This is a genomic window from Salmonella sp. 32070601201500089SM (assembly GCF_017573605.1).
In the GTDB taxonomy this organism is placed as follows: Bacteria; Pseudomonadota; Gammaproteobacteria; order Enterobacterales; family Enterobacteriaceae; genus Salmonella; species Salmonella enterica.
Map to the genome: position 1 here is coordinate 46,101 of NZ_JAGETK010000006.1, position 21,792 is coordinate 67,892.

Sequence of the window (21,792 nt, forward strand, 5' to 3'; positions counted from 1 at the left end):
TTATTCTCCCCGTGAGTCAGCGTTATCTTTCTTTTGCTGACGCCCCAGTTCACGTACCGCCATCACGCTGACGCCGGCAACCAGACCGACTACGCCGCCAAGCAGACCGACAGCGCCCGCAGAGATATTGCCGCCTTCTTTCATATTGACGTCAGGTTTCTCTGAACGCGGAGTTTGGTTTTCGACATGAGCAAGCTGGTGAATGCCCTTATGGAAGCCGATACCTTCTTCGTTACAGCCATAGCAAGGATGACCGATCGCCACTGGCCAGACGCCGCCAACGTCACAGAACTGTAACGTAGAACAGTTGCCCCAGGTTTCCGGCCCTTTACAGCCAAGATGGTAGAGACACCAGCCCTGACGGTGGCCTTCGTCGCCAAATTCTTTGGCAAAACGGCCTGCGTCGAAGTGTGGACGACGTTCGCAATGCTCATGAATCAGACGGCCATAGGCAAAGGTTGGACGATTTTTCGCATCCAGCTTCGGCGGCGTGCCGTAAGTGATGATATGCGCGACGGTCGCCAGGAAGTTATGCGGGTTTGGCGGACAACCTGGAATATTGATAACCGTTTTGCCCGGTAAGACTTCCTGCAGACTGACAGCGCCGGTTGGGTTTACGCCAGCCGCAGCAACGCCGCCCCATGCCGAGCAGGAACCGATAGCGATAATCGCGGCTGCGCCGTCGGCGGCTTTGCGGATGTGATCCACGATCGGCTCGCCGGCAACCATGCAGTAGATACCGTTATCTTTTAGTGGGATAGAACCATCCACCACCAGAACATATTGCCCTTTATACTTCTCCAGAGCGTTATGTTTGTTTTCTTCGACCTGGTGACCGAATGCGGCGGAAAGCACCTCGTGGTATTCCAGAGAGATGGTCTCCAGAACGAGGTTTTCAACGGTTGGGTGTGTAGCACGAAGCAGTGATTCGGTACAACCGGTACACTCCTGAGCGCCAATCCAGATAACGGGCGGACGCTGTGGATTGGATACCGATTCTGCCATTTCTGCGGCGGCTTTGCTACTGAGCCCCATAGTAGCGGCCAGTGCTGCACAAAGCTTCATGAAATCACGACGGTTAATGCCGTGAGAAGTGATGAGAGTATTATCTCCAGTCATTTTATAGTTATTCCGTTACGAAGACCTGGCTTTTATTTTGCACTGTTCGCGAAGAAGTTATTGCGATCGGTACGCCATTTACCACACTTTTTTTATGGTTATGTGCGCCATAATACTTCGACGGAACAGTAAAACGAAGGGAAGAGGCGATAGTGTAATTAATTAAAGCAAGATAATACCCCTGTTGGATCAACCTTCGAGTCGATAACCGGCCATAAAGAAGCGAACCGCCATCCCGGAATGATTCTCTTTAAAGAAATCCATCACCATTTCTTTATCCAGACCATAGCGACGCGTCAGAATTCCAGCCTCCCACGCGCTAAGTTGACGATCGCCGGTCTTTTCGAACATACGGTGTGTAAAACCCAATACAAAGCCACGTTTATACTCAGAACAGAAATTCACCGCATGATGCGCGCTATATGCATATGGCGCGTGCAACCCGGCCATTAACCCTTTCCCAAAATGATTATTCATCTGACCTCCTTAGTCGCTATATAATAAATTATATAGAGACTAATTAAATGAAGGCCAGCGCATTACGCGCTTTTTTGCTTCACATCAGAAGGAAACCCATTCATCAGTAGACTGTGCGGGAGCCGACGCCATTCTCTGAACGCCAGGCGCCGCTTTCGCCGTTACGCGTTGTTGCGGCTCACTAGCGGAAAGCCGGAACTGCTGTACGGAGCGTTGCAAATCCTCCGTCTGCCGTTCCAGCGCCGCTGCCGCCGCGGAAACCTGCTCAACCAGCGCGGCGTTTTGTTGCGTAACGCTATCCATTTGCGTGATCGCCACGCCAACCTGAGAGATACCTTTACTCTGCTCTTCGGAGGCGGACGCGATCTGTTTCATAATCGTCGTCACTTCCGTGACGCCGCGCAGGATGGCGTCCATCGTCGCGCCGGTCTCCTGGACCAACTGCGCGCCTTGCGCTACGCGACGTACCGATTCGCCAATTAAGGCTTCAATTTCTTTCGCCGCCCCCGCGCTGCGGCTGGCCAGGTTACGTACCTCACCGGCGACCACCGCGAAGCCGCGTCCCTGCTCGCCCGCTCTGGCCGCTTCTACCGCTGCGTTCAAGGCCAGAATATTGGTCTGGAAAGCAATACTATTAATCACGGTAGTAATTTCGGCGATCTGCTGCGAACTGGCGGAAATACCGTTCATTGTTTCTACCACATCGGAAACCAGTTCACCGCCTTTTCCTGCCGTTAGCGAGGCGGCATCCGCAAGCTGACTCGCCTGGCGGGCGTGTTCGGCGTTCATTTTCACCGTTGCGGTAAGCTGTTCCATGCTGGCGGCAGTTTCTTCCAGCGCGGCGGCCTGTTCTTCCGTTCGGGAAGAGAGATCGTTATTACCGGTAGAAATTTCCGTCGCGCCGCGCCAGATATTGTCGCTTCCGGCGCGGATCGTACTCACGGCTTCGCGTAAACTGTCCTGCATCGCGCGCAGTAGCGGCACCAACCGGCCTACGCAGTTACGCCCCAACGCTTCAATCGGCTGGCTAAGATCGCCTTGCGCGATGCGCTGAAATTGCTGACGGATGCGCTCCAGCGGTTTCACCATCATTGCAACCAGATAGCGATCGGTAAAAATCAGGATAGCAATGCCCAGAATCACCGCCGTGATAAGCAGGATGCGGATGGTATAGGTTTTACCATCGACCATCACACGTGTGTTATCCAGCATGGCGCCAGCTTCATGACTAAACCGTTCCGCGCTGGCGCCGAACGCGCGACTGAGTGCGGGCGTGACCGTACTGGCATGTTCGCTCCAGGCGGTTAGCGATCCTTGCTGCGCCAGTTGCATTTGAGGAACGACGCCTTTCTCCAGCAAGGCCTGCCAGTTGGACAAGACCTCCCTTGAGATATCAGGGTTCATCGGCCCTGGCGATAGCGCTTTCATCTCCTCCAGCTTCTGACGCATATTCTCGAGCGACTGCCGGGCGGGCGCAAAATCGGGCGTGCCGCCGCCGATTTTTACATCCATCGCGCGGCTAAGGCGGGTAACAAAGCGGAAATATTGATCGTTACCCTGGCTTAGCACCGTCATTTGCCGCACAAGATGCCGGTCAATATCATTTCCTTCCGAAACTTCGGATAAAGCATGGACGCTGTATAACCCCACCCCCGACCAGAGTAGACAAAAAAGTCCCAGTATCGTCAGCATGACCATACGAATAGTAAAGTTTTGCAGCAAACGCATATGAATTTCCTTGCTGAATATAAGAGATTAGTCATCAGACGATGACGCACTCTCGTTATCGGCAAGGCGCGGAGAATATATAATGCATTCTCCATTTTTTTACAGTTATCGCCGTTCACGTACCCGCAGATGTTATATATCTGTGAACGCAGAGAAAATCTTTTAGTCTTATTACTGAGTAAATGAATAGATGTAGTAAAAATATTGCGTAAGGCTGCAGGGAGACGGTTATCCGCCGTTAAAGAAGCGCTGTTTTACAGCCGGGCTCAGCGTCCTTTGCCCGACTGCCCCGCCGTTGACGGCGGCTCAATGGTTATGCCGCGTCAATCTGTCCAGATAGCCCATCACAAATGCCGACAGGACAAAGGTCAGATGGATGATGACATACCACATTAATTTGTTATCCGGGACGTTTTTCGCGTCCATAAACACGCGTAACAGGTGAATGGAAGAGATAGCGACTATCGATGCCGCCACCTTATTTTTTAGCGAAGTCGCATCCATTTTCCCCAGCCAGTTCAGCTTCTCCTTGCCCGCAGAGATATCCAGCTGAGAGACAAAGTTTTCATACCCGGAGAACATGACCATTACCAGCAACCCGCCGACCAGCGTCATATCAACCAGCGATAACAGCACCAGGATCAGATCGGCCTCCGCCAGGGCAAAAACGTTCGGCAGAACGTGTAGAATTTCCTGGAAAAATTTTAGCGCTAAAGCGATCAGCGCCAAAGAGAGGCCAAAATACACCGGCGCGAGCAGCCAGCGAGACGCATACATTACATTTTCAAGAAAGCGTTCCATAGGGACCTGTCAGGTAACTAAAACCAGCAACAGTATATCTCAACCATGCAACATCAGATCAACATGCCAGTTAAGAGCCTATCCCACCAGGCGTTATTGGCGCAGCCAGTTTGGACACGGACAGCGCGCAAAAACCGGAGCGTACACGTAGTACGTGAGGTTTGACTCGCTACGCTCGCCCTTCGGGCCGCCGCTAGCGGCGTTCAAAACGCTAACGCGTTTTGGCGAGCACTGCCCAGGTCCAAAATGGCAAGTAAAATAGCCCTAATGGGATAGGCTCTAAATCTCATCCGGGTTAACCTGCGGGCGCTGATATTCCGGCCATACCAGCGCGACCAATGCCGGGTAGGCCTCAAGACTGAACTCGCGAAAACACTGACGTAAATTCAGGACGTCCAAATCCGAATACGGCACCTTTTCTCCGTTCAGACAACGCTTCTTAATATTGTCGTAATACTTATAAACGGCAGAGTTAAGGTCGCTGCAACGACGCTGTGCGTCAAATAATCCTGGCGTTTCATTCAACTCAGTCATTGTCATTCGTTTTATCGTTGCATGAAGGAAATCGATATATTCATGGTTAACGCGCCAGTACCATACCGGCGTTATCGAATTCATTAATACTGAGAAATGATCTTCGCCCTCTTCCTTTGTCATGGGTTCAGTTTGATTTAAATTTACGGTTTTTCCACCAGGACGTTTTTTATTAACCTCCCACATCAGGAAGAGTATCGCGCCGGTCAGTAATAGCAATATAATAACAGAATAAAAAATACTGTTCATAGCAGGCTCCATTTTTTTTGATTTTAAAATTACACCATGTTATTGTCAACGAAACCTACACTATTAAAAATAGTATACCACTGATCGTAAAGGATATTTAGTCATGCTTCCTGAGCATCTGGTTTCCTCTCATTTTCGCCTGTCATCGCCGCCCCCTGAAGCCACAGAAAACAGTAAAAATTTGCCTAAGGGAAAGACAAAACTCAGCGATTTCGAGCCCGATATTTTAATTAGCGCTAACGCTGCCGGGCAACACAGAAACGTATTATTTGAAGAACGCGACCGTCATATTAAAGAACGTCTGTATTGTGTGGCTAAAATTGAAACGTTTGCCCGCCTGATAAACGCACTACAGGCAGAAGGCGATATTGATGCCCAAATGCTAAGTAAAATACTGGCGGATAAAACCGCAATGATAAATGAAAAAGGCAATGCCATTTGGCTTAATTTAATCACTCGCGAAACCAATATGCCGCTATTTTATTCACTGGAAGATAAAGATGAAAGAAGTTGAAGACAATAACGTTTATTTGGCTTTAGACAACCATAAAAGTGATGAATTTATCTTAAAGCAAAATCTTGCAGCACTAATCGCCAGCAAAAATGCCACCCTGGAAAAGGTAACGCAGGAGGTGGTATCCATACCGGCGGCGTTAGTGCGCCTGAAGTGGCAAAACCGACGAGAGATGTATGCGTTACAGGTCAAAGAGGAGATTTATGGCGCGACCATCAATGCCATTATCGAGCAGCATCCTGAATTACGAGACAAAATTATGTCTCGTCTTGAAAGTGACTGGCAGCATCTGCTGGCTCGCGAGACGGCAACCCTACGTCTGACGCGTAAGCTTTCCGATGGCGACTACCGGACGCGCAACGTCACCACCGTCGCACGGCAAGAAAAATAACCTTCATGGCTAGTTAACTCTGTTGTGAATACGGGCGAAGCATAAGGATCGTTCTGATTCTCCCTCTTACGGTAGTAAAAGTGTCTACGCTTAAAGGGTGTTCAACCTGAAGGGAGAAGCTCAATGTCTCATCTATACGACCCTACCACGCAGTATTACACCGGCGAGTATCCTAAGCAAAAACAGCCGGCGCCCGGCGTCCAGGCGAAAATGACGCCTGTTCCTGACTGTGGCGAAAAAAGTTATGTCGGCAGTGGTCGCCTTAAAGATCGTAAGGCGCTGGTGACAGGGGGCGACTCCGGGATTGGGCGCGCTGCCGCTATCGCTTACGCGCGTGAAGGCGCAGATGTCGCGATCAACTACCTGCCAGCGGAAGAAGAGGACGCTCAGCAGGTTAAAGCGCTGATTGAGGAGTGCGGCCGTAAAGCGGTGTTATTGCCAGGCGATCTTAGCGACGAATCTTTCGCCCGTTCGCTGGTCCATAAGGCGCGTGAAGCGCTGGGCGGGCTGGACATTCTGGCGCTGGTAGCCGGTAAACAGACGGCAATCCCGGAGATAAAAGATCTGACCAGCGAGCAATTTCAGCAAACCTTCGCCGTTAACGTTTTTGCCCTGTTCTGGATAACCCAGGAAGCGATTCCGCTGCTGCCAAAAGGCGCCAGTATTATCACAACGTCGTCTATCCAGGCGTATCAGCCCAGTCCGCACCTGCTGGATTATGCGGCAACCAAGGCGGCAATCCTTAATTACAGCCGCGGCCTGGCGAAACAGGTGGCGGAAAAAGGAATTCGCGTGAATATTGTCGCGCCTGGCCCTATCTGGACAGCGCTGCAAATTTCCGGCGGCCAAACACAGGATAAAATTCCGCAGTTTGGCCAGCAGACGCCAATGAAGCGGGCCGGTCAACCGGCAGAGCTGGCGCCGGTGTATGTCTATCTGGCAAGCCAGGAATCCAGTTACGTTACCGCAGAAGTGCACGGCGTGTGCGGCGGGGAGCATTTAGGCTAACGCATGAAGTCGATTAAGGTGGCGCAATTCTGTTAAGCAAGGCGCCACTTTAGGCAATAAAAAAGCCGGGTGGCGACTTCGCCTTACCCGGCCTACAGCGTCAGCAGAATACTTATTTCGCTTTCGCGGTCTCTTCGCCGACCAGACCAATTTTGAGATAGCCCGCCTGATGCAGCATATCCATCACTTTCATCAGGGTTTCATACTCTACGGTTTTATCCGCGCGGAAGAAAATCGTAGTATCCTTTTTCCCTTCCGTCAGGGCCGTTAGCTCGGCAATCATCGTATCATCCGTCACCGGATCGTTACCGATAAACATGGTGTTATCCGCTTTCACCGACAGATAAACCGGTTTTTCCGGACGCGGCTGTGGCGTACTGGTAGAAGCGGGCAGATTCACCTTGACGTCCACCGTCGCCAGCGGCGCAGCCACCATAAAGATAATCAGCAGAACCAACATGACATCGATAAACGGCGTCACGTTGATTTCATGCATTTCGCCGTTGTCATCCAGGTTCTCGTTAAGACGCATTGCCATGACGCATTACCCTACCCGTAATTTCTGCGCGGCGCGTACCGGCTGCGCACTGGCGCTCGCATTCAGATCAAGATCGCGGCTTTGCAGCAGCAATACCTGCGCCGCCACGTCGCCCAGCGTCGCTTTGTAACTGCCTATCTGACGTGCGAAGATGTTGTAAATGACGACCGCCGGGATCGCGGCTACCAGCCCAATCGCCGTCGCCAGCAGCGCTTCCGCAATACCAGGAGCAACCACCGCCAGGTTGGTGGTCTGCGTTTGCGCAATACCGATGAAGCTATTCATAATGCCCCATACGGTGCCAAACAACCCGACGAAGGGGGAAATGGCGCCGATCGTCGCCAGATAACCGTTGCCTCGTCCCATGTAGCGGCCCACCGCTGCGACGCGACGTTCCAGACGGAAGCCGGTACGTTCTTTAATCCCTTCGTTATCTTCGCTGCCCTGAGAGAGTTCCAGTTCATTCTGCGCTTCATTGATGAGCTGTGCGCTGAGGCTTTTTGCGCTGAAACCTGCCGCAATGTCGGAAGCCTGATCTAAAGAGCGCGCATCGGCTAATTGCAGTTGTTCGCGCTTTAAGCGGCGCTTTTGAGTGAAAAATTCAACGCTTTTACTGAAGAAGATAGCCCAGGTGACGACTGACGCCAGAATCAGACCAATCATCACGCACTTCACGACAATATCGGCGTGCTGATACATACCCCAGACGGAGAGATCCGTCTGCATCAAATTATTACCCACTCTGTATCTCCAGGACGCAAATCACAAAATCTGAGCATAATAATATCAAAACGGCGTCGAATTGATAGTCGTTCTCATTACTATTTACATACTGCCGCACCTTTACTGCTTTTTCTTTGCGCTTACGCATTAAAAAAGCCACCTGTTTTTATTTTGGCAAAATTTTCATCTGTATCACACGTCGCCAGGGTGCAGATGGTTATATTCATGCTAGTTTAGACATCCAGACGGTTAAAATCAGGAAACGCAACATGACGGATAAACAGTTGGATACCAAACTGGTAAACGCAGGACGCAGCAAAAAATACACGCTTGGCTCAGTGAATAGTGTGATTCAACGCGCTTCTTCACTGGTGTTTGACACCGTCGAGGCCAAAAAACACGCTACCCGCAATCTCGCCAACGGCGAATTATTTTACGGACGCCGGGGAACGCTGACCCACTTTTCGCTCCAGGAAGCCATGTGTGAACTGGAAGGCGGCGCCGGATGCGCGCTCTTCCCGTGCGGCGCGGCGGCGGTTGCCAACACCATTCTGGCATTCGTTGAGCAGGGCGACCACATCCTGATGACCAACACAGCCTATGAACCCAGCCAGGATTTCTGCAGCAAAATTCTCGGCAAACTGGGCGTGACGACAAGCTGGTTCGACCCGCTCATCGGCGCTGATATCACGCAACATATTCAACCGAACACGAAAGTCGTATTTCTGGAATCCCCCGGTTCTATTACCATGGAAGTACATGATATTCCGAGCATTGTCAGTGCGGTCAGACGCGTCGCGCCAGAAGCCGTCATCATGATTGATAATACCTGGGCGGCTGGCGTTCTGTTCAAAGCTCTGGAATTCGATATTGATATCTCTATCCAGGCGGGCACTAAGTATCTGATTGGTCATTCTGATGCGATGGTCGGTACTGCCGTTGCAAATGCGCGCTGCTGGGAACAATTGCGGGAAAACGCCTATCTGATGGGGCAAATGCTCGACGCCGACACGGCTTATATGACCAGCCGCGGTCTGCGCACACTCGGTGTCCGACTGCGCCAGCATCAAGAAAGCAGCCTCAAAATCGCCGCATGGCTGGCGAACCATCCTCAGGTCGCGCGCGTTAATCATCCGGCCCTGCCGGGTAGCAAAGGTCATGCGTTCTGGAAACGAGACTTTACAGGTAGCAGCGGCCTGTTCTCCTTTGTGCTCAATAAAAAGCTGACCGAGGCAGAATTATCAGCCTATCTGGATAACTTTTCGCTGTTCAGTATGGCCTACTCCTGGGGAGGCTACGAATCGCTGATTATTGCTAATCAGCCGGAACAGATCGCCGCGATTCGTCCCGCAGGCGGCGTAGATTTTACCGGTACGCTGGTTCGGGTGCATATTGGTTTAGAGAGTGTTGATGATTTGATCGCTGATTTAGCCGCCGGCTTCGCCAGAATTGTGTAAAGTTGCCGGGGATGGACATATATGCAGACAATTTCCGTGGAAAAGTCTGCGTTTGTTGCGTCCGGGATCAAGGCATCCCGGACGATTCAGGAGTACAATAGGCAGATAAAAGCGTAAATGCTGTTCCACAGGAAAGTTCATGGCTGTCATTCAAGATATTATCGCTGCGCTCTGGCAACATGATTTTGCCGCGCTGGCGAATCCACACGTTGTTAGCGTCGTCTACTTTGTCATGTTCGCCACGCTATTTTTAGAAAACGGTCTGCTGCCAGCATCATTCTTACCTGGCGATAGTCTGCTGCTACTGGCAGGCGCGTTGATCGCCCAGGATGTGATGCATTTTTTGCCGACAATTGGCATTCTCACCACCGCGGCCAGTCTCGGCTGCTGGCTAAGTTATATCCAGGGACGCTGGCTCGGTAATACGCGTACCGTCAAAGGCTGGCTGGCGCAGCTTCCGGCAAAATATCATCAGCGCGCCACCTGCATGTTTGACCGCCACGGTTTGTTAGCGTTGCTTGCCGGGCGCTTTCTGGCGTTTGTCCGCACTCTGCTGCCAACAATGGCGGGTATTTCCGGCCTGTCCAACCGCCGGTTTCAGTTTTTTAACTGGTTAAGCGGCCTGCTGTGGGTGACTGTCGTGACCAGCTTCGGCTACGCGCTCAGTATGATCCCGTTTGTTAAGCGCCATGAAGACCAGGTAATGACATTTTTAATGATCCTTCCCGTCGCGCTACTGGTCGCCGGACTGTTAGGTACGCTGGTCGTGGTGATTAAAAAGAAATACTGTAACGCCTGACGTATCCATAATCGGCCAGGATGGCCCGGTTACGCTTCGTTGACCCGTGGCGGGATGCCCCACTTAGCTCCCTTGCATTGTCCGCATTCTTGCCGCATCTTCGCCCGGCGTAACGCCAAAATAACGTTTAAACTCCCGGCTAAACTGCGATGCGCTCTCATAGCCGACCCGCATCGCCGCGGCGCTGGCCTTCATACCGTCGTGAATCATCATCATCCGCGCTTTATGCAGTCGGTAGCTTTTTAAATACTGCAACGGCGAGGTGCTGGTGACCGCCTTAAAATTATGGTGAAACGCCGACACGCTCATGTTCGCTTCTGCCGCCAGTTGCTCAACATTCAGGTTCTCGGTGTATTTCATTTCGATCTGTTTAAGTACGCGACTGATCAGGCTAAAGTGCGTCTGGCGACTAACCAGTGCAAGCAGCGCCCCGCCGCGCGGTCCCATCAGCACATGATAAAGAATTTCGCGAATAATCTGTTTTCCCAGAATCCGCGCATCCAGCGGGCGCTCCATCACATCCAGCAATCTTTCCACCGCACATAAAATCTCGTCCGACAACGTGGCGGAGTTAATCCCGCTGGCCGCCATCGGCAACTGAAAACGCTCATCTTCGCCAATGTCCATGAGCAACTCTTGCAGTTGCAGCACATCAATGTCGAGCCGAATACCGGCCAGCGGTACCTCCGGCGTCGCCCAGGTCTCGCATTCAAAAGGGAGCGGCACGGTCAGTAAAAGATATTCATTAGCGTCATAACGAAACTTGCGCTTGTTAATATAGCCAATTTTATGGCCGGAAAAGAGAAATATGATGCCAGGCTGATACATGACCGGCGTGCGCGGCCCCGGTTCAACACCATACAACAGACGAATGCCCGCCAGCTGCTCGCTGATTATTTTATCATTATTTTTTAAATGATTAATTTTATCCGCCAACTGTAAGCAAATTGCTTCACGATTCATAACGCGCCATTTTTTCATCAAATCCACTCCGCTGGATTGTGCGCATTTTTAGCGATTTTCTCCAGCATTCTGGAGAAATAGGCAAAACATTGGCAGAAATGTGCATTGAGAGACATCCCTCACAAGACCACAATGATGACCATCAGGCAGACAGCCGCCTGCCCTCTTTTTACCCACATAAGGGAATGAGCAATGAACAATTTCAAATTACATACCCCTACCCGCATTCTGTTTGGTAAAGGCGCTATCGTCGATCTTCGCGATCAGATCCCGCAGGACGCCCGCGTGCTGATTACCTATGGCGGCGGTAGCGTGAAAAAGACCGGCGTACTGGCGCAAGTTCAGGAAGCGTTAAAAGGACTGGATGTTCGGGAGTTTGGCGGTATTGAACCGAACCCGTCCTATGAAACGCTGATGAAGGCCGTGCAGCTTGTGCGCGACGAAAATATTACCTTCCTGCTGGCCGTTGGCGGCGGTTCCGTACTGGACGGCACCAAATTTATCGCCGCAGCGGCGCAGTATACGGACGGCGTCGATCCGTGGCACATTCTGGAAACCGGCGGTACTGAGATTCGTAGCGCAATCCCGATGGGGTCTGTGCTAACCCTACCGGCAACCGGCTCAGAATCGAACGCCGGCGCAGTCATTTCCCGTAAAACCACTGGCGACAAACAGGCCTTCCACTCCTCGTTCGTGCAACCGGTGTTTGCCGTACTGGATCCGGTCTACACCTATACATTGCCGCCGCGCCAGGTTGCGAACGGCGTCGTGGATGCTTTCGTCCATACCGTTGAGCAGTACGTCACTTACCCGGTTAACGGCAAAATTCAGGATCGTTTCGCCGAAGGCATTTTACTCACACTGATTGAAGAAGGTCCCAAAGCGCTGCAAGAGCCTGAAAACTATGACGTCCGCGCTAACGTGATGTGGGCCGCTACTCAGGCGTTAAATGGCCTGATTGGCGCTGGTGTTCCGCAGGACTGGGCGACGCATATGCTGGGCCATGAGCTTACCGCGATGCACGGTCTCGATCATGCCCAGACGCTGGCTATCATTCTGCCTGCGCTATGGAACGAAAAACGAGACGTTAAACGTGCAAAACTCCTGCAATATGCTGAACGTGTATGGAATATCACCGACGGTTCCGACGACGAGCGTATTGATGCCGCCATTGCCGCCACCCGCCGTTTCTTTGAACAGATGGGCGTGCCTACCCGTCTGTCCGATTACGGTCTGGATGGCAGCACTATTCCGGCGCTACTGGCTAAACTTGAGGCGCATGGATGCACAAATTTAGGTGAAAATCAGGATATTACGCTGGATGTCAGCCGTCGGATTTATGAAGCGGCGCGCTAAGGTTTTTTCGCCTCTGACTTTCGTTTTTGGCCATTTCGCCCAGACTTAAGTCACTTAGTCTCGCCGGACCCGACTCCGGCGAGCCAATTAAAAGAGGAACACATCATGGCTAATCCAACCATTATCAGGCTACAGGATGGCAACGTAATGCCACAACTTGGGCTGGGAGTCTGGAAAGCAAGCAATGAAGAGGTGATCGCGGCGATTCATAAAGCGCTGGAGGTGGGCTATCGATCGATTGATACCGCCACAGCATATCAGAATGAAGAAGGCGTCGGCAAAGCGCTAAAAGCAGCGAGCGTAGCGCGGGAAGAGCTGTTTATCACCACCAAGTTGTGGAATGACGATCAAAAACGTCCCCGCGAAGCCCTGCAGGAGAGTCTGAAAAAACTGCAGCTTGATTATCTCGATCTCTATCTGATGCACTGGCCCGTACCGGCTATCGATCACTATGTCGACGCCTGGAAAGGCATGATCGCGCTGCAAAAAGAGGGGCTGGTAAAGAGTATCGGGGTCTGTAACTTTCAGATCCATCACCTCCAGCGTCTGATCGATGAAACCGGCGTTACCCCTGTGATCAACCAGATCGAGCTTCACCCCTTGATGCAACAGCGCCAGCTACATGCGTGGAATGCGACGCATAAAATCCAGACCGAGTCCTGGAGCCCGCTGGCGCAGGGCGGCGAAGGCGTATTCGATCAGAAAGTGATCCGCGAACTGGCGGATAAATACGGCAAAACGCCTGCCCAGATTGTTATTCGCTGGCATCTGGACTGCGGGCTGGTCGTCATTCCGAAATCCGTCACCCCTTCCCGTATCGCGGAAAACTTTGCTGTCTGGGATTTCCGTCTCGATAAAGATGAATTAGGCGAGATCGCAAAACTGGATCAAGGAAAACGCCTCGGCCCCGATCCGGATCAGTTCGGCGGTTAAGCCGGATTTATCGCACGCCATGCCCGACGATGTCGTCGGGCTTTTTTTCATTTCGAAATATTAAGAAACAATTACGCGCATTTAACAGTATATTTCCCCCACACACAAGCGCAGAATTATTCTGATTTTGTGAATATTTATTCATGATTATTATCAATTTACTTAATGTATATAAAATATTTATGGATGTGTGATTGTGGCGGAAAAAAAATCTCAGGGCGTCAAATGGCTCCCATTTATTCTTATTCTGGTTATCGCCGCCGGACTGTGGCAGCTAACGCCCCCTTCCGGGTTAAGCGCGCCGGCCTGGCATTCCGCGATTATTTTTGTCGCGACGATCGCCTCTATCGTGGCGAAAGTGCTGCCTATTGGCGCGGTCGGTATTATTGGTATCACCGTCTTTGCGCTCGCCTATGCTGCCGGCGACAAAACGGCCAGCGGCGCGATTACCACGGCCTTGAGCGAGCTGAACAGTTCGCTGATCTGGCTTATCGTCGTCGCCTTTATGATTGCCCGTGGGTTTATCAAAACCGGGCTGGGTCGGCGTATCGCCCTACAAATGATCCGTCTGTTAGGTAAACGAACGCTGGGTCTGGCTTATGGTCTGGCGTTTGCCGATCTGATCCTCTCCCCCGCGATGCCCAGTAACACCGCGCGCTGCGGCGGCGTGATTTACCCGATCGCCGACTCGCTGGCGCGCAGCTTTGATTCACATCCGGAAGATGAGTCTCGCAGCAAAATCGGCACCTTTCTGATCACCTGTATTGGCAATGTTAACGACGTCACCGCCGCACTGTTTATGACCGGTTATACGGGTAACCTGCTGGCGGTAAAACTGGCGGCGAACGCCGGCGTTACGTTGAGCTGGGGAAGCTGGTTTATCGCCGCGCTCCTGCCTTGCCTGGTCTCTTTTCTTATCGTCCCGCTGCTGGTCTACTGGCTGACGCGTCCGGAAATTAAACATACGCCGGATGCGCCGGATTTGGCGCGCAAAGAGCTGGCGCAAATGGGCAGTATGACGCGCGGCGAGTGGCTCATGCTGGCGACCGTCGGCGTGTTGCTGGTGCTATGGATTTTTGGCAGCTCGCTCGGCGTGGATGCCACGACGGCCTCTTTTGTCGGTCTCTCGATTTTATTACTGAGCGGCGTGCTCACCTGGGAAGACGTTAAAAGCGAAAAAGGCGCCTGGGATACGTTGATTTGGTTTGCCGCGCTGCTGATGATGGCTAACCAGTTGAAGAAACTAGGATTCACCAGTTGGTTTGGCAACCTGATTGGCGACAGCATCGGCAGTACGATGCATGGAACCAGTTGGATAATCATCCTGCTGCTGCTTAACGCAGCCTATTTTTATACCCACTATTTTTTCGCCAGCGGCAACGCGCAAATCGCCGCGCTGTATGCGGTGTTTCTGGGTGTCGGTCTGCATCTGAATATCCCGGCGGCGCCGATGGCGCTCATGCTGGCGTTTACCAGCAGCCTGTACTGCTCTCTTACGCAGTATACCCACGCACGCGGCCCCATTCTATTTGGCGCCGGCTATGTACCGACGGGCGTCTGGTGGCGAACGGGATTTATTATCAGTCTCTTTAATCAGGCGGTCTTTTTGACAGTCGGCCTCGCATGGTGGAAAGTGTTAGGGTTGTATTAAACGCTTAACGCATCGATAAGCCCCTCGGTTAACGGAGAAATGGAATGACCTGCATTTTCTGTCAAATAGTTGAAGGTAAAGCACCTTGTCATAAAGTTTGGGAAGATGAGCATCACCTGGCTTTTTTATCGATTTTTCCGAATACCGATGGGTTTACCGTAGTGATCCCGAAAAAACATTACCCCAGCTACGCGTTCGATCTACCGCCGCAGGCGTTAGCGGACCTGATGCTGGCGACCCAAAAAGTGGCTAAGAAACTGGATAAGGCTTTCCCGGATGTCAGTCGTACGGGAATGTTCTTCGAAGGTTTCGGCGTAGACCATGTGCACAGTAAATTAAGCCCCATGCACGGTACTGGCGATTTAACCCACTGGAAACCGATTGAATCGCGGCAGAATAAATTTTTCGAACAGTATGAAGGATATCTGTCGTCACACGATCATGAACGGGCTGATGATGAAAAACTGGCCGCGCTGGCGGCCAGAATTCGTGAGGCATAAATACGGAGCACTTCTGCCGGATGGCGGTGTAAGCACCTTATCCGGCCTACAAAACTGTGCTATTCATAGACCTGATAAGCGCAGCGCCATCAGGCATTATACCTTAGATTATATACTTCTTATCTATTTTAATATATCAACCCTGGTAGGTTAAATATTACGGCGCATGGCTAAATATTTCGTACAAAAACCATCCAGGAATAGCGGCAATAACACCCATTAAAATTATCCCTGCAAGAGTCATTTGCCTGTCTTCACGTTTTTCCATACTACATGCTTTAATAGCCATTATGAATATAACAACAGCTATTATAGCAATTACGATAAAACAGGGAATAATAATCATACCCATGATATCCCCTCCTCTGGGGCTGTATACAAGCATCATGCCTTAATCATTAAGGTAATATATAATTAATTTATACAATCAATAATATTTAAATAAAATATAAAGCCCCCGTAATTTAGCAATTACTAAAGACCGACACAATATATTTAGATGTCTGTTACTTCCGGAAACATTAGCTTCCAGAAGCAACAGATTCAAAGGTAATTAACGCCCTGCGCCTTTCCCGCGCTTCTTATTAGCGGCAAGCCCCTGCCGCTGATGTTCCACTGGCGTATGTTTGGTCAACGCCGGGCGGGTATTGCGATTCTGGCGACGCGCTTCGCGCATCTCTTCAATGGTCGGCGCAGGCACCAGACACTCACGGCGACCGCCAATCAAATGCTTTTTCCCCATCGCTTCCAGCGCCTGGCGAATCAGCGGCCAGTTCGCCGGATCGTGATAACGCAGCAGTGCCTTATGCAGGCGACGCTGCCTGTCTCCCTTCGGCACCAGCACATCTTCACTCTTATAACCAATTTTACCCAGCGGGTTTTTGCCGGTGTAATACATGGTGGTCGAATTTGCCAACGGCGACGGGTAGAAGTTCTGCACCTGATCCAGACGGAAGCGGTGGCGCTTGAGCCACAGCGCCAGATTCACCATATCCTCGTCCCGCGTGCCCGGATGCGCGGAGATAAAATATGGGATCAGATACTGCTCTTTTCCGGCCTGTTTAGAGTAAAGGTCAAATAACTCTTTAAAGCGATCGTAGCTGCCCATACCCGGCTTCATCATTTTCGACAGCGGACCTTCTTCAGTATGCTCCGGCGCAATCTTCAGATAGCCGCCCACATGATGGCTTGCCAGCTCTTTAATGTAGCGAGGATCTTCTACAGCGATGTCGTAGCGCACGCCGGAGGCAATTAAGATTTTCTTAATGCCTTTCAGCTCACGGGCGCGGCGATAAAGATTGATCGTCGGCGTATGGTCAGTATCCATATGCGGACAGATATCCGGATAGACGCATGACAGGCGACGACAGGTCTGCTCCGCACGCGGCGACTTACAGCGCAGCATATACATGTTCGCGGTAGGACCGCCCAGATCGGAGATCACGCCGGTAAACCCCGGCACCGTGTCGCGGATCGCTTCGATCTCGTTGATGATAGAGTCTTCTGAACGGCTCTGAATGATGCGCCCTTCATGTTCAGTGATCGAGCAGAAAGAGCAGCCGCCAAAGCAGCCGCGCATGATATTGATCGAGAAGCGGATCATCTCATAGGCCGGAATACGGGCATTGCCGTAAGCCGGGTGCGGCACTCGCTGATACGGCAGCGCAAACACGCTATCCATCTCTTCAGTGGAGAGCGGTATGGCGGGCGGGTTGATCCAGATATAGCGGTCGCCGTGTTTTTGCATCAACGCCCGCGCGCAGCCAGGGTTAGTTTCGTGATGCAGAATACGCGACGCATGGGCGTACAGCACCTTGTCGCCTTTCACCTTTTCAAAGGATGGCAACAGGATATAGGTTTTTTCCCACGGCTTCGGACGCGGCGGCTGCACGGTAATCGCCTTAGCTTCTTGCTTTTTCGGCGCGACCGGCTTGTTATCCGCGCACGGCAGATCCTCGCCATAGGGATGGGGAATTGGATCGATTTTACCCGGCGTGTCCAGACGAGTGGAGTCGACGCCGCTCCAGCCTGGCAGCGCTTCTTTAACCATAATCGCAGTGTTACGCACGTCACGAATCTGATCGATGGTTTCGCCCATTGCCAGACGGTGCGCCACTTCCACCAGCGGACGCTCGCCGTTGCCAAACATCAGCATGTCGGCTTTGGAATCGACTAACACTGAACGACGCACAGTATCAGACCAGTAGTCGTAATGCGCGGTACGGCGCAGACTGGCCTCAATGCCGCCGAGGATCACCGGGACATCTTTCCACGCTTCTTTGCAACGCTGGGTATAGACCAGCGTGGCGCGGTCCGGGCGTTTGCCCGCGACGTTATCTGGGGTGTAGGCGTCATCGTGGCGCAGCTTACGGTCAGCGGTGTAACGGTTGATCATCGAGTCCATGTTGCCGGCGGTGACGCCGAAGAACAGGTTCGGTTTTCCCAGACGCATAAAGTCGTCTTTGCTGTTCCAGTCCGGCTGGGCGATGATCCCCACGCGGAAGCCCTGCGCTTCCAGCATACGACCGCAAATCGCCATGCCGAAGCTCGGATGGTCGACGTAGGCGTCGCCGGTTACCAGAATAATGTCGCAGCTATCCCAGCCAAGTTGATCCATCTCGTCACGTGACATCGGCAAAAACGGCGCCGGCCCAAAGCAGGCGGCCCAGTACTGCGGCCAGGAGAAAAGGTCGCGATCCGGTTGGATCAGGGAGATAGCGCTCATATTGCTTCCAAAACGATTGGCAAAAAAATAATCAAAGGTCGGGATTATAAGCCGTATCTATAGCGAAAATGAAGGAGATTATCGCCTTATATGCAGGGCTGGCGCGAAATAGAAACAACTTTCAACGGCCTGGCCTGAGGTGTTTGAAATTGGTCTTATGAATATCTTCAAATTGGTATGCAATTAATTATACCCACGTCTAAAAACGCAGTATCGCCATAACAACAAAAAGTAAAAAAACATCACATTATCAGCAATATATAAAAAAACTTCGCTGAATTGCTCACGACACTGTTTTTACCATGACTTTCTTCTGTGAACCAGATCTCTTTCTTTGGTCTATTGATTAAATTAAATTGGCTGACAGAATTCAGGGGATAAAGAACACCATCACCACGCCTTTCCCCAACGCAACACCTTACGTATCAGCAGGTTATTAATTAATCAACGATAACCACAGGAATCCCAACCTATAAGGAAGCAGATATGAAAAACACACGTTCATTCACAACATCAGCGGTATTACTGGCCGGCTGTTTGCTACTGGCATTTCCAGCGCTCGCCAAAACCACGCTGAAACTGAGCCACAATCAGGATAAAAGCCACGCCGTTCACAAAGCGATGAGCTATCTGGCCGATAAAGCGAAAGCCTATTCGGACGGCGAATTAAATATTCGTATTTACCCCAACGCCACGCTGGGCAACGAACGTGAATCGCTGGAATTGATGAACTCCGGCGCTCTGCAAATGGTGAAAGTCAATGCGGCATCGCTGGAGTCTTTTGCGCCGGAATATAGCGTGTTTAGCCTGCCGTTTTTATTCCGCGACCGCGATCACTACTACAACGTACTGAAAAGCGACTTAGGGAAACGCATTCTCGCGTCCTCCGAAAGCAAAGGCTTCGTCGGCTTAACCTGGTACGACGGCGGCGCCCGCAGTTTTTACGCTGGTAAGCCCATCACTCAACCCGACGATTTAGCCGGTATGAAAATCAGAGTGCAGCAAAGCCCCAGCGCTATCGCGATGGTGAAAGCGCTCGGCGGTGTGCCGACGCCGATGGCGCAAGGCGAACTCTATACCGCGCTCCAGCAAGGCGTGGTCGATGGCGGCGAAAACAACCCCGTGGTTTATGCCGATATGCGTCATGCGGAGGTGGCGAAATTCTATTCCCGCGACGAGCACACGATGGTGCCGGATGTCCTGGTCATCAGTACCAAAGTACTTAACAAATTGAGCGATAAAGAGCGGAAAGCGTTATATAAAGCCGCAGATGAATCCATGCAGCAAATGAAAGATGTCATCTGGCCCGCCGCGGAAAAAGAGGCTTATGAGAGCATGAAGGCCATGAACGCGACTGTTGTTGATATTGATAAATCCGCGTTCAAACAGCGTGTTAAGCCCTTGTTTGATGAGTTCCGCGCAAAAGACGCTCAGTCAGCGAAGGATCTGGAATACATCGAGAATATGTAAATCTGCCCGGGCAGGGTTCTCCTGCCCTTTACAGGATGTAATATGCGAATACTCACCAATGCACTGAACAAAATACTGGCCGGGTGCTGCTGTATTATTCTGGCGGTCATGGTTGCCTGCGTATCCTGGCAGGTGGCGGCGCGCTTTATATTCAACGCGCCAAGCAGCACGCTCGACGAATTCACCCAGATTCTTTTTATGTGGATGATTCTGTTAGGCGGCGTCTATACCGCCGGATTAAAAAAACATTTAGCTATCGATTTGTTAGCGCAAAAACTCTCCCGAACGCCCGCCCTCGTGCTCGACAGTATCATTCAGGTGATTATTACCGTGTTCGCACTGATTTTTATGGTGTACGGCGGTGATATTATTGTTGAAAAAGCGGCGCACGTCAGCCAAATGTCCCCGGTATTAAAATGGCCTATGGATAAAGTCTATTGGGTCATGCCGATTAGCGGCGTCATCCTGGTGTACTACACCATTGTGAACGTTATTGATAATTATCATCAGCGCCATCTTCGCTAACGAGGGATATATGGACTTTGAATATATTTACCCAATAATTGTTTTATTTGGCAGCTTTGCCATTATGCTGGCGGTCGGCGTTCCTATTACATTCGCTATCGGGCTGTCGTCCTTATTCTCAATCCTGATAGCTCTTCCCCCGGATGCGGCAATCTCGGTTATTTCGCAAAAAATGACTGTCGGTCTCGATGGCTTTACGCTGCTGGCGATCCCCTTTTTTGTGTTAGCCGGCAATATCATGAATACCGGGGGAATCGCCCGGCGCCTGGTGAATCTGGCTCAGGCGTTAGTTGGCCGCCTTCCCGGTTCGCTGGCGCACTGCAATATTCTGGCGAACACCCTGTTTGGCGCGATATCCGGCTCGGCTGTCGCTTCTGCGGCCGCGGTGGGCGGCATCATGTCGCCATTACAGGAAAAAGAGGGCTACTCTCCGGCGTTCTCTACGGCGATCAACGTCGCTTCGGCGCCGATTGGCCTGATGATCCCGCCCAGCAACGTGCTAATTGTCTATTCGCTGGCTAGCGGCGGCACCTCTGTCGCCGCCCTGTTTTTGGCGGGCTACCTGCCCGGCATCTTAACCGCGCTGGCTTTAATGACGGTAGCGGCGCTGTATGCCCATCGCCACCATTACCCGGTTGCCGAACGCATCAACCTGCGGCAGTTTCTGTCGGTATTCCGCGATTCATTGCCCAGCCTGTTGCTGATATTTATTATTATCGGCGGCATTATCGGCGGCGTATTTACGCCAACAGAGGCCTCTGCGATCGCGGTAATCTATAGCCTGGCGCTGGCGGCCATTTATCGAGAAATTAATGTGAGTAAGTTGCGCGATATTCTGCTGGATTCGGTAGTAACCAGCTCTATTGTTCTCTTACTGGTCGGCTGCTCAATGGGAATGTCATGGGCGATGACCAATGCTGATGTTCCTGAACTGATTAATGAAATGATTACCAGCGTGTCCGAAAATAAATGGGTCATCTTGCTGATTATCAATCTCATTTTGTTACTCGTCGGGACGTTTATGGATATTACCCCGGCTATTCTAATCTTTACGCCTATTTTCCTTCCCATTGCTCAACATCTGGGAATCGACCCTGTCCATTTTGGCATTATTATGGTTTTCAATTTAACCATCGGACTGTGTACGCCCCCGGTAGGCACTATTTTGTTCGTCGGTTGCAGTATCGGCAAAATCAGTATTGATAAAGTCGTCAAACCGCTATTACCGATGTTTCTGGCACTCTTTGTGGTCATGGCGATGATTTGCTACTTCCCGCAGTTGAGTCTGCTGCTTCCCACGCTGTTTGCTCCTTCCTGAAAACCCTGACGGG

At 51.5% G+C, this 21,792-nt stretch carries 21 protein-coding genes and 1 pseudogene; 12 read left to right on the forward strand and 10 right to left on the reverse strand.

Going from position 1 to position 21,792, the window contains the following annotated elements; translation table 11 throughout:
* From hybO to J4728_RS11530, 5 genes are all read right to left on the reverse strand, one after another.
* Positions 1 to 1,119 (reverse strand): hydrogenase 2 small subunit, encoded by a 1,119-nt coding sequence (gene hybO / locus J4728_RS11510; protein WP_000145429.1) that lies wholly within the window; start codon positions 1,117 to 1,119, stop codon positions 1 to 3.
* A 189-nt stretch (positions 1,120 to 1,308) separates the two neighbouring features.
* Positions 1,309 to 1,596 carry a DUF2623 family protein gene (locus tag J4728_RS11515; protein WP_001059119.1) on the reverse strand — a complete coding sequence of 96 codons (288 nt, stop codon included), beginning with the start codon at positions 1,594 to 1,596 and terminating at the stop codon, positions 1,309 to 1,311.
* 84 nt (positions 1,597 to 1,680) lie between these two features.
* Positions 1,681 to 3,324: a methyl-accepting chemotaxis protein gene (locus J4728_RS11520; RefSeq protein ID WP_001238434.1), complete on the reverse strand. Its 1,644-nt coding sequence runs from the start codon at positions 3,322 to 3,324 to the stop codon at positions 1,681 to 1,683.
* Between the two features lie 306 nt (positions 3,325 to 3,630).
* Complete coding sequence (locus J4728_RS11525) at positions 3,631 to 4,125, reverse strand: TIGR00645 family protein (protein ID WP_000439335.1); 495 nt, start codon at positions 4,123 to 4,125, stop codon at positions 3,631 to 3,633.
* A gap of 279 nt (positions 4,126 to 4,404) precedes the next feature.
* A complete protein-coding gene (locus tag J4728_RS11530) occupies positions 4,405 to 4,908 on the reverse strand; it encodes an ESA_00282 family adhesion-associated protein (protein WP_001736383.1) in 504 nt (167 codons plus the stop codon).
* A 103-nt stretch (positions 4,909 to 5,011) separates the two neighbouring features.
* On the opposite strand from J4728_RS11530, the gene J4728_RS11535 reads away from it, so the two are divergent.
* The 3 genes from J4728_RS11535 to J4728_RS11545 all read left to right on the forward strand — a co-directional run bounded on the left by J4728_RS11535 (position 5,012) and on the right by J4728_RS11545 (position 6,821).
* Entirely contained in the window at positions 5,012 to 5,422 is a 411-nt protein-coding gene (locus tag J4728_RS11535) for a hypothetical protein (protein ID WP_000936440.1), read from the forward strand.
* On the forward strand, positions 5,409 to 5,813 hold the full coding sequence (locus J4728_RS11540) for a hypothetical protein (protein WP_000665657.1): 405 nt from the start codon (positions 5,409 to 5,411) through the stop codon (positions 5,811 to 5,813). Before J4728_RS11535 ends, J4728_RS11540 begins: the two co-directional genes overlap by 14 nt.
* Before the next feature lie 123 nt (positions 5,814 to 5,936).
* On the forward strand, positions 5,937 to 6,821 hold the full coding sequence (locus tag J4728_RS11545) for an SDR family oxidoreductase (protein WP_000019032.1): 885 nt from the start codon (positions 5,937 to 5,939) through the stop codon (positions 6,819 to 6,821).
* Between the two features lie 112 nt (positions 6,822 to 6,933).
* Here J4728_RS11545 and exbD read toward each other — a convergent pair whose 3' ends face one another.
* On the reverse strand, positions 6,934 to 7,359 hold the full coding sequence (exbD, locus tag J4728_RS11550; RefSeq protein ID WP_001251476.1) for a TonB system transport protein ExbD: 426 nt from the start codon (positions 7,357 to 7,359) through the stop codon (positions 6,934 to 6,936).
* Between the two features lie 6 nt (positions 7,360 to 7,365).
* Positions 7,366 to 8,100: a tol-pal system-associated acyl-CoA thioesterase gene (exbB, locus tag J4728_RS11555; RefSeq protein WP_000527859.1), complete on the reverse strand. Its 735-nt coding sequence runs from the start codon at positions 8,098 to 8,100 to the stop codon at positions 7,366 to 7,368.
* Between the two features lie 251 nt (positions 8,101 to 8,351).
* Here exbB and metC point away from each other — a divergent pair, with 251 nt between their 5' ends.
* Together metC and yghB are read left to right on the forward strand one after the other, a co-directional pair.
* Complete coding sequence (metC, locus tag J4728_RS11560) at positions 8,352 to 9,539, forward strand: cystathionine beta-lyase (RefSeq protein ID WP_000130262.1); 1,188 nt, start codon at positions 8,352 to 8,354, stop codon at positions 9,537 to 9,539.
* A gap of 139 nt (positions 9,540 to 9,678) precedes the next feature.
* A complete protein-coding gene (gene yghB / locus J4728_RS11565) occupies positions 9,679 to 10,338 on the forward strand; it encodes a DedA family general envelope maintenance protein YghB (RefSeq protein WP_000268444.1) in 660 nt (219 codons plus the stop codon).
* A gap of 63 nt (positions 10,339 to 10,401) precedes the next feature.
* On the opposite strand, the gene J4728_RS11570 is transcribed toward yghB, so the two are convergent.
* Positions 10,402 to 11,301 carry an AraC family transcriptional regulator gene (locus tag J4728_RS11570; RefSeq protein ID WP_024133738.1) on the reverse strand — a complete coding sequence of 300 codons (900 nt, stop codon included), beginning with the start codon at positions 11,299 to 11,301 and terminating at the stop codon, positions 10,402 to 10,404.
* Positions 11,302 to 11,493: 192 nt separating this feature from the next.
* On the opposite strand from J4728_RS11570, the gene yqhD reads away from it, so the two are divergent.
* The 4 genes and pseudogenes from yqhD to J4728_RS11590 all read left to right on the forward strand — a co-directional run bounded on the left by yqhD (position 11,494) and on the right by J4728_RS11590 (position 15,741).
* A complete protein-coding gene (yqhD, locus tag J4728_RS11575) occupies positions 11,494 to 12,657 on the forward strand; it encodes an alcohol dehydrogenase (RefSeq protein WP_001058722.1) in 1,164 nt (387 codons plus the stop codon).
* 105 nt (positions 12,658 to 12,762) lie between these two features.
* Complete coding sequence (dkgA, locus tag J4728_RS11580) at positions 12,763 to 13,590, forward strand: 2,5-didehydrogluconate reductase DkgA (protein ID WP_000013100.1); 828 nt, start codon at positions 12,763 to 12,765, stop codon at positions 13,588 to 13,590.
* A gap of 165 nt (positions 13,591 to 13,755) precedes the next feature.
* Positions 13,756 to 15,241, forward strand: a pseudogene (locus J4728_RS11585) (DASS family sodium-coupled anion symporter).
* A 44-nt stretch (positions 15,242 to 15,285) separates the two neighbouring features.
* A complete protein-coding gene (locus J4728_RS11590) occupies positions 15,286 to 15,741 on the forward strand; it encodes an HIT family protein (protein ID WP_000128242.1) in 456 nt (151 codons plus the stop codon).
* A 157-nt stretch (positions 15,742 to 15,898) separates the two neighbouring features.
* Here the strand turns inward: J4728_RS11590 and J4728_RS11595 are convergent, their stop codons facing one another.
* Together J4728_RS11595 and J4728_RS11600 are read right to left on the reverse strand one after the other, a co-directional pair.
* Entirely contained in the window at positions 15,899 to 16,093 is a 195-nt protein-coding gene (locus tag J4728_RS11595; RefSeq protein ID WP_000525384.1) for a hypothetical protein, read from the reverse strand.
* A gap of 201 nt (positions 16,094 to 16,294) precedes the next feature.
* Positions 16,295 to 18,466, reverse strand: a complete 2,172-nt coding sequence (locus tag J4728_RS11600; protein ID WP_208211773.1) for a YgiQ family radical SAM protein — start codon at positions 18,464 to 18,466, stop codon at positions 16,295 to 16,297.
* 486 nt (positions 18,467 to 18,952) lie between these two features.
* Here J4728_RS11600 and J4728_RS11605 point away from each other — a divergent pair, with 486 nt between their 5' ends.
* Genes J4728_RS11605 through J4728_RS11615 form a run of 3 tightly spaced genes read left to right on the forward strand, consistent with a single transcriptional unit; the run spans position 18,953 to position 21,779 of the window.
* Positions 18,953 to 19,936, forward strand: a complete 984-nt coding sequence (locus J4728_RS11605) for a TRAP transporter substrate-binding protein (RefSeq protein WP_000799367.1) — start codon at positions 18,953 to 18,955, stop codon at positions 19,934 to 19,936.
* 42 nt (positions 19,937 to 19,978) lie between these two features.
* The gene (locus J4728_RS11610; protein ID WP_001221828.1) at positions 19,979 to 20,461 is read left to right on the forward strand and encodes a TRAP transporter small permease; all 483 of its coding nucleotides are present in this window, start codon (positions 19,979 to 19,981) and stop codon (positions 20,459 to 20,461) included.
* 10 nt (positions 20,462 to 20,471) lie between these two features.
* Positions 20,472 to 21,779 carry a TRAP transporter large permease gene (locus tag J4728_RS11615; RefSeq protein ID WP_000345261.1) on the forward strand — a complete coding sequence of 436 codons (1,308 nt, stop codon included), beginning with the start codon at positions 20,472 to 20,474 and terminating at the stop codon, positions 21,777 to 21,779.
* The last annotated feature ends 13 nt before the right edge of the window (positions 21,780 to 21,792 follow it).